The sequence below is a fragment of the Mycolicibacterium austroafricanum genome, from assembly GCF_902705885.1.
Classification (GTDB): Bacteria; Actinomycetota; Actinomycetes; order Mycobacteriales; family Mycobacteriaceae; genus Mycobacterium; species Mycobacterium vanbaalenii_A.
Map to the genome: position 1 here is coordinate 104,470 of NZ_CACSIP010000014.1, position 6,835 is coordinate 111,304.

Here is a 6,835-nt window from a genome sequence, read left to right on the forward strand (position 1 = left end):
CTGTTGACCATGCAGGTCCTCGTCCTCGACAACTACGACAGCTTCGTGTTCAACCTGGTCCAGTACCTGGGTCAGCTGGGTGTGGACGCGAAGGTGTGGCGCAACGACGACGAGCGGTTGGCCACCGACGCCGACATCGTCCGCGTGGCCGAGGAGTTCGACGGTGTGCTGCTCAGCCCTGGGCCCGGCACTCCCGAGCGTGCGGGTGCCTCCATTCCTCTGGTCAATGCCTGCGCCGCTGCCCGCACTCCCCTACTCGGGGTGTGCCTGGGACACCAGGCCATCGGTGTCGCGTTCGGCGGCACCGTCGACCGGGCGCCGGAACTGCTCCACGGCAAGACCAGCACCGTGCACCACGCGAATACCGGTGTGCTGAAAGGTCTTCCGGATCCGTTCACCGCGACGCGGTACCACTCTCTGACGATCCTGCCCGACACCGTGCCCGCCGAACTCGAGGTCATCGCCCGGACCGACGGCGGCGTCATCATGGGGGTGCGGCACGTGGATCTGCCGATCCACGGCGTGCAGTTCCACCCCGAATCGATCCTCACCCAGGGCGGGCACCGGATGCTCGCCAATTGGCTCGCCTACTGCGGTGCAGCTCCGGCCGAAGAACTGGTGCGCCGCCTCGAAGACGAGGTCGCCGGCGCCGTGGAGGCCGCTACGAGGCGAAGTTCAGCGTGATCCTGGCGCCGTAGTTCACGTCCGAACCCGCCGACGGGCTCTGGGTCACCACCGCGTTGGTGCGCTGCCCGCTGTTCTGCACGTCACCACCCTTGTCCAGGATGCCGGTCCAGCCCAGCGCGCGCAGTCTCGGCTCGGCGTCGGTCCAGAACATGCCGGTCAGGTCGGGCATCACGAACTGGTTGCCGCGAGAGACCTGGATCTGGATCACCGTGTCCTCGGGAACGGTCTGCCCGGCAGCGGGTTCGGTACCGAGCACCCGGCCGGCAGGGCTTGTGCTGTCGACTTCGACCGCCACGGTGTTGGAAAAGCCGGACGCCGAGAGGACCTCCTGGCAGACCGTGGCGCTCTGGCCGACGCAGTCGGGTACGTCGGCCGTCGCCGGGCCCGAGCCGACGACGATCGTGATTTCGTTGGTGATCGCCGAGGTCTGGTTGGCGGGCGGCACCGTGGACAGCACCCGGTCCCGCTGCTCGGGGGTCGACGGCGATGCGGTGCGCCGGAAGCGTTCGAAGCCGGCGTCGGTGAGCTCTCTGACCGCGGCGCCGTAGCTGAGCCCGGACACGTCGGGCACCTCGCGCTGCTCCGGCCCGGTGGAGACGTTGAGGGTGATCTCGTCGCCGGCGGCGACCGAGGAGTTCGCGTCCGGATCAGTGCTGATCACGTGGTCCGGTGGCACCTCGGAATCCGGGTTCCGTTGCAGGGTGGTCCGGAACCCGAGGTTCTGCAGCGCAGCGATCGCGTCGTCGGAGACCTGGCCGCTCACGTCAGGGACCTGGATGGAGCGGGTCCCACCGCCGTAGGAGTTGATCGCGATCGTGACGACGACGGTCAGCACCGCGAGGATCGCCACCACCGCCAACCAGCGCCCGACCGAGCCGCGGCGCTCCGGTTCCTCATAGCGCGGCTGGTGGCGACCGACCGAGTCGAGCTGGTCGGTGCGGTCATGAGCCGAACCCGCTGACAGCAGCGACGTCCGTTCGGCGTCGGTGAAGATCTTCGGCGCATCGGGTTGCTCGCCGCTGTGCACTTTGACGAGGTCAGTGCGCATCTCGGCGGCTGTCTGGTACCGGTTGTCGGGATTCTTGGCGAGCGCCTTGAGCACCACGGCGTCCAGCTCCGGGGAGATGCCGCTGTGCCGCTCCGACGGCGGGACCGGATCTTCCCGAACGTGCTGGTAAGCCACGGCGACGGGGGAGTCGCCGACGAAGGGAGGCTCTCCGGTGAGCATCTCGTAGAGGACACAGCCCAGGGAGTACACGTCAGAGCGGGCGTCGACCTTCACGCCGCGGGCCTGCTCGGGGGACAGGTACTGGGCGGTGCCGATCACCGCCGCGGTCTGCGTGACGGGGTTGCCGGCGTCGGCCAGTGCGCGGGCGATACCGAAGTCCATGACCTTCACCGCGCCGGTTTTGCTGATCATGATGTTGGCCGGTTTGACATCGCGGTGGATGATGCCGTGCTGGTGGCTGAAGTTCAGCGCCTGGCAGGCGTCGGCGATCACCTCGATGGCACGTTGCGGCGGCATCGGCCCCTCGCTGTGCACGATGTCGCGCAGCGTCACTCCGTCGACGTACTCCATGACGATGTAGGGCAACGGTCCGCTCGGTGTCTCGGCCTCCCCGGTGTCGTACACCGCGACGATCGCGGGGTGGTTGAGCGCGGCGGCGTTCTGCGCTTCCCGACGGAACCGCAGATAGAAACTCGGGTCTCGGGCCAGGTCGGCGCGCAGCACCTTGATCGCGACGTCACGGTGCAGCCGTAGGTCGCGGGCCATGTGGACTTCGGACATGCCGCCGAAACCCAGGATCTCACCGACTTCGTAGCGGTCGGAAAGGTGCTGTGGGGTTGTCATCGCAGTATCTGTTCTGAGGATGGTCGGTGCAGCGTCACCGTGGGAGGTGCCGCGCTGTCGAAGTGTCGGGATACCCAATATCCGTCGAGTCCATGACCGTTGATTCCGGCTGCGGCGGCACCGGGGGTCTCCGGTGGCGGCGGCGGCAACGTCTCCGACGTGGGCGTTTCGGTGACCGTCGACGGTGGTGGCGCCTGGTCCCGGCGGTCCTGCGCATTGAGAACGATCAGGATGGCGATGACGATGGCGAGGGCACCCAGCACCCCGGCGGCCCACAACAGCGCGCGCTGACCCGACGAGAAAGTGCGTCGTGCCGGCGGTGCCGAGCGATGGTGGCTTCCGGTGGTGCGGGGCCGTGCGGCGGCGGTGGCGGCGGCGCGGCCGGTGGCCTCGGCGGGGGGCCGGGCCGCAATGGCCGGCGGCACCGCGGTCGGGGCGGCGCGCCCGATCGACGGGGCCGCGTTGGGTCGGGGTGGCCGGCGTCCGGAACGCACAGCCGCGACGGCATCGGCGAACGTTCCGCCGGATTTGTAGCGCATCCCGGGGTTCTTCACGAGGGTGATCTCGATCAGTTCACGGACGTTGGGCGGCAGGTCGGCGGGCAGCGGTGGCGGGTTCTCCTTGATGTGTTTCATCGCCACGGTCAGCGCGCCGTCGCCGGTGAACGGCCGTTTGCCCGACACCGATTCGTAGCCGACCACTCCCAGCGAGTAGACGTCGCTGGCGGCGGTCGCGTCGTGGCCGAGGGCCTGTTCGGGCGCGATGTACTGCGCGGTGCCCATCACCATGCCGGTCTGGGTGACCGGCGCGGCGTCCACGGCCTTGGCGATGCCGAAGTCGGTCAGCTTCACCTGGCCGGTCGGGGTGATCAGGATGTTGCCCGGCTTGACGTCGCGGTGCACCAGGCCCGCGGTGTGGGCGACCTGCAGCGCGCGGCCGGTCTGCTCGAGCATGTCCAGCGCGTGCCGCAGCGACAGCCTGCCGGTCCGCTTGATCACCGAGTTCAGCGGTTCGCCGTTGACCAGCTCCATCACCAGGTAGGCGGTGCGGCCCTCGCCGTCCATGTCGGTCTCGCCGTAGTCGTACACGCCGGCGATGCCGGGGTGGTTGAGCATCGCGACGGTGCGCGCCTCGGCGCGGAACCGCTCGACGAACTCCGCGTCGGTCGAGTACTCCGCCTTGAGCACCTTGATGGCGACACGGCGACCCAGCCGGGAGTCGACACCCTCCCACACCTGGCCCATTCCGCCGGTGGCGATCAGTCGTTGCAGCCGGTAGCGGCCCGACAGGGTCACTCCGACTCTTGGGCTCATTTCTCGCCTCCGGCTCGGCGGCTCATGAGGCCCCCCGCAAGGCAGCGGCGATGGTGGCGCGCCCGATGGGCGCCGCGACCGCACCGCCGGTCGCCGAGAGACGCTCGCCGCCGTCCTCGACGACGACCGCGACGGCGACCTTGGGTGCCTGAGCGGGCGCAAAGGCGATATACCAGGCATGCGGCGGCGTGTTGCGCGGGTCCGTACCGTGCTCCGCAGTGCCGGTTTTGGATGCGATCTGCACGCCGGCGATGGCTCCCTTCTGCTGAGTCACCTGCTCGGCGGCGACCATCAAGTCCGTAAGTGTATCCGCGACCTGCTCGGTCACCGCTCGTCGCTCCTCGGTGGGCACCGTGCTGGCGATGTTGGACAGGTCGGGGCCCCTCAGGCTGTCGACCAGATACGGCCGCATCGTGATCCCTTTGTTCGCGACGGTCGCTGCGATCATGGCGTTCTGCAACGGCGTCAGCGCGACGTCCTTCTGACCGATGCTCGACATTCCGAGCGCCGCGGCGTCGGGGATCGGCCCGAGCGTCGATTCGGCGACCTGGAGGGGAATGGTGGGCGGCTCCACGTCGATGCCGAACGCGCGTGCGGTGGAGCGCAGGGCGTCGGCCCCGGTGTCCATGCCGAGTTCGACGAAGGCGGTGTTGCAGGAGTTGGCGAACGCATTGCGCAGCGTGGTCGTCGCACCGCCCCCGCAGGATGTCCCACCGAAGTTCTGCAGCGTCGCGGTGCTGTTCGGCAGCGGGATCTCCGACTGTGCGGTCAGCTCGGTGTCTGGAGTGGCCCCAGCCTGCAGCGCCGCCGCGGTGGTCAGCACCTTGAATGTCGACCCCGGCGGGTAGGTCTCGGAGATCGCCCGGTTCAACAGCGGCGACTCCGGGTCGTCCCGCAGCTGCTGCCAGGCGGCCGCCTGCTCTTCGATGTCGTGGGTGGCCAACAGGTTCGGGTCGTAGGACGGCGACGAGACCAACGCCAGGATCCTGCCCGTGGACGGTTCCAGGGCGACGACCGAGCCCCGGCACGGTCCGTCACAGCCGTCCTGCATGGCCTCCCAGGCGGCCTGCTGCACCTCCGGGTTGATCGTGGTGGCCACGTTGCCGCCCCTGGGATCCCTGCCGGTGAAGAAGTCGGCCAGGCGGCGTCCGAACAGACGCTGGTCGGACCCGTTGAGAATGGTGTCCTCGGCGCGCTCTAGACCGGTGCTCGAATAGCTCAGCGAGTAGAAGCCGGTGACCGGTGCGTACGTCATCGGGTCGGGATAGACCCGCAGGAACCGGAACCGGCCCTCCGTCGACACCGAATAGGCCAGCAGTTCGCCGCCGGCCGAGATCTGGCCGCGCTGGCGGGAGTATTCGTCGAGCAGCACCCGTTGGTTGCGCGGATCCGACCGCAGCCCGTCGGCGGTGAACACCTGGGTCAGCGTGGCGTTGGCGAGCAGCAGCACCACCAGGGCCATGATCATCACCGAGATGCGGCGCAGTGAGGTGTTCATACCTTCTCGATCACCTCGGTGCTCGCTGCCGCGATGGGCCCGCCCGGCAGCGGGCCGGTGCCGATCGGCCTGCGGGCGGCGTGCGAGATGCGCACCAGGATCGCCAGCAGCAGGTAGTTGGCCACCAGTGAGGAGCCGCCGTAGGACATCCACGGAGTCGTCAGACCGGTCAGCGGAATCAGTTTGGTGACCCCGCCGACCACGATGAACAGCTGGATCGCCAGCGTGGTGGCCAGCCCGGCGGCCAGCAGCTTGCCGAAGCTGTCGCGCACCGCGATCGCGGTCCGCAGACCGCGGATGATCACGATGGTGTAGAGCATCAGCACCGCAGCCAGCCCCACGAGCCCGAGCTCTTCGCCGATCGCGGCGACGATGAAGTCGGTGGACGCGGCGGGCACGGTGCCGGGCTGGCCGTTGCCCAACCCTGTGCCGAAGATGCCTCCGGTGGCGAAGCTGAACAGCGACTGGACCATCTGGTAGCCGGCGCCCTCGGGGTCGGCGAACGGATCCCGCCAGGTCTGCACCCGAACCCGGACGTGGTCGAAAAGGTAGTAGGCCGCAACGCTTCCCGCGGCGAACAACGCCAGCCCGAGTACCACCCAGCTGAACCGTTCGGTGGCGATGTACACCATCACCAGGAACGACGCGTACAGCAGCAGCGAGGTGCCGAGGTCTTTCTCGAAGATCATCACGCTGATCGAGGCGATCCACGCGGCCAGCAGCGGAGCCAGGTCGCGCGGCCGGGGCAGATCCATGCCCAGCACGTGCTTACCGGCACTGGTGAATAGGTTGCGCTTGGACACCAGCACTGCGGCGAAGAAGATCAGCAACAGGATCTTCGAGAACTCCGCAGGCTGAATCGAGAAGCCGGGCAACAGGATCCAGATCTTGGCGCCGTTCTGCTCGGACATCGAGCTGGGCAGCAACGCGGGGATCGCCAGCAGGATCAGGCCGGCGAACCCGCACACGTAGCCGTACCGCGACAGCAGCCGGTGATCGCGCAGGAAGATCACGACGGCGGAGAAGCCGAGGACTCCGACAAGGGTCCACAGCATCTGCTGGTTGGCGGTGCCGCCCAGCCCCTGTGACGTGTTCTCACCCTCGGCGAGGTCGAGGCGGTGAATCATCACCAGCCCCAAACCATTCAGCAGCGCCACCACCGGAAGCAGCAGCGGATCGGCGTAGGGGGCGAAGCGGCGGATCGCCAGGTGCGCGCCGGCGAACAACGCCAGGTAGGCGACGGTGTACTGCGCCAGATCCCAACGCAGACCCTGCTCCTGGGTGGCCTCGACGAGCAGCAGCGCGACCGTGGTGATCAACGCGGCGAAGCCGAGCAGGAACAATTCGGCGTTGCGGCGGGTCGGCTGTACTGGTTTCACCGCGATGGGAGCTTGCGGCTGTGTCGTCATGACACTTCCCGGCAGTTCGTTCCCGGCTCAGGTGGTGGGGGCGGCAGCGCGGTGACGGTCGGCGACGGCGGGGGCG

At 68.4% G+C, this 6,835-nt stretch carries 5 protein-coding genes; 1 reads left to right on the forward strand and 4 read right to left on the reverse strand.

Features of this window, described 5'->3' with window-relative positions; translation table 11 throughout:
* Positions 1–9 precede the first annotated feature (9 nt).
* On the forward strand, positions 10–684 hold the full coding sequence (locus tag BEMPMBAN_RS11660) for an aminodeoxychorismate/anthranilate synthase component II (RefSeq protein ID WP_159230539.1): 675 nt from the start codon (positions 10–12) through the stop codon (positions 682–684).
* On the opposite strand, the gene pknB is transcribed toward BEMPMBAN_RS11660, so the two are convergent.
* The 4 genes from pknB to BEMPMBAN_RS11680 are packed head-to-tail and all read right to left on the reverse strand — an operon-like array spanning position 662 to position 6,759.
* Positions 662–2,539 (reverse strand): Stk1 family PASTA domain-containing Ser/Thr kinase, encoded by a 1,878-nt coding sequence (pknB, locus tag BEMPMBAN_RS11665; protein ID WP_159230540.1) that lies wholly within the window; start codon positions 2,537–2,539, stop codon positions 662–664. The two genes, BEMPMBAN_RS11660 and pknB, sit on opposite strands and share 23 nt — an antisense overlap.
* Entirely contained in the window at positions 2,536–3,852 is a 1,317-nt protein-coding gene (locus tag BEMPMBAN_RS11670) for a protein kinase domain-containing protein (protein WP_159230541.1), read from the reverse strand. The genes pknB and BEMPMBAN_RS11670 overlap by 4 nt, the downstream gene beginning before the upstream one ends.
* Positions 3,853–3,874: 22 nt before the next feature.
* The gene (gene pbpA / locus BEMPMBAN_RS11675) at positions 3,875–5,350 is read right to left on the reverse strand and encodes a D,D-transpeptidase PbpA (RefSeq protein WP_159230542.1); all 1,476 of its coding nucleotides are present in this window, start codon (positions 5,348–5,350) and stop codon (positions 3,875–3,877) included.
* Complete coding sequence (locus BEMPMBAN_RS11680) at positions 5,347–6,759, reverse strand: peptidoglycan glycosyltransferase RodA (protein WP_159230543.1); 1,413 nt, start codon at positions 6,757–6,759, stop codon at positions 5,347–5,349. Before BEMPMBAN_RS11680 ends, pbpA begins: the two co-directional genes overlap by 4 nt.
* Positions 6,760–6,835 lie beyond the last annotated feature (76 nt).

What these genes read in the sequence shown, in the direction of transcription:
- BEMPMBAN_RS11660 (WP_159230539.1), top strand. Translation starts at nt 10, where the DNA reads ATGCAGGTCCTCGTCCTCGACAACTACGACAGCTTCGTGTTCAACCTG.
- pknB (WP_159230540.1), bottom strand. Translation starts at nt 2,539, where the DNA reads ATGACAACCCCACAGCACCTTTCCGACCGCTACGAAGTCGGTGAGATC.
- BEMPMBAN_RS11670 (WP_159230541.1), bottom strand. Translation starts at nt 3,852, where the DNA reads ATGAGCCCAAGAGTCGGAGTGACCCTGTCGGGCCGCTACCGGCTGCAA.
- pbpA (WP_159230542.1), bottom strand. Translation starts at nt 5,350, where the DNA reads ATGAACACCTCACTGCGCCGCATCTCGGTGATGATCATGGCCCTGGTG.
- BEMPMBAN_RS11680 (WP_159230543.1), bottom strand. Translation starts at nt 6,759, where the DNA reads ATGACGACACAGCCGCAAGCTCCCATCGCGGTGAAACCAGTACAGCCG.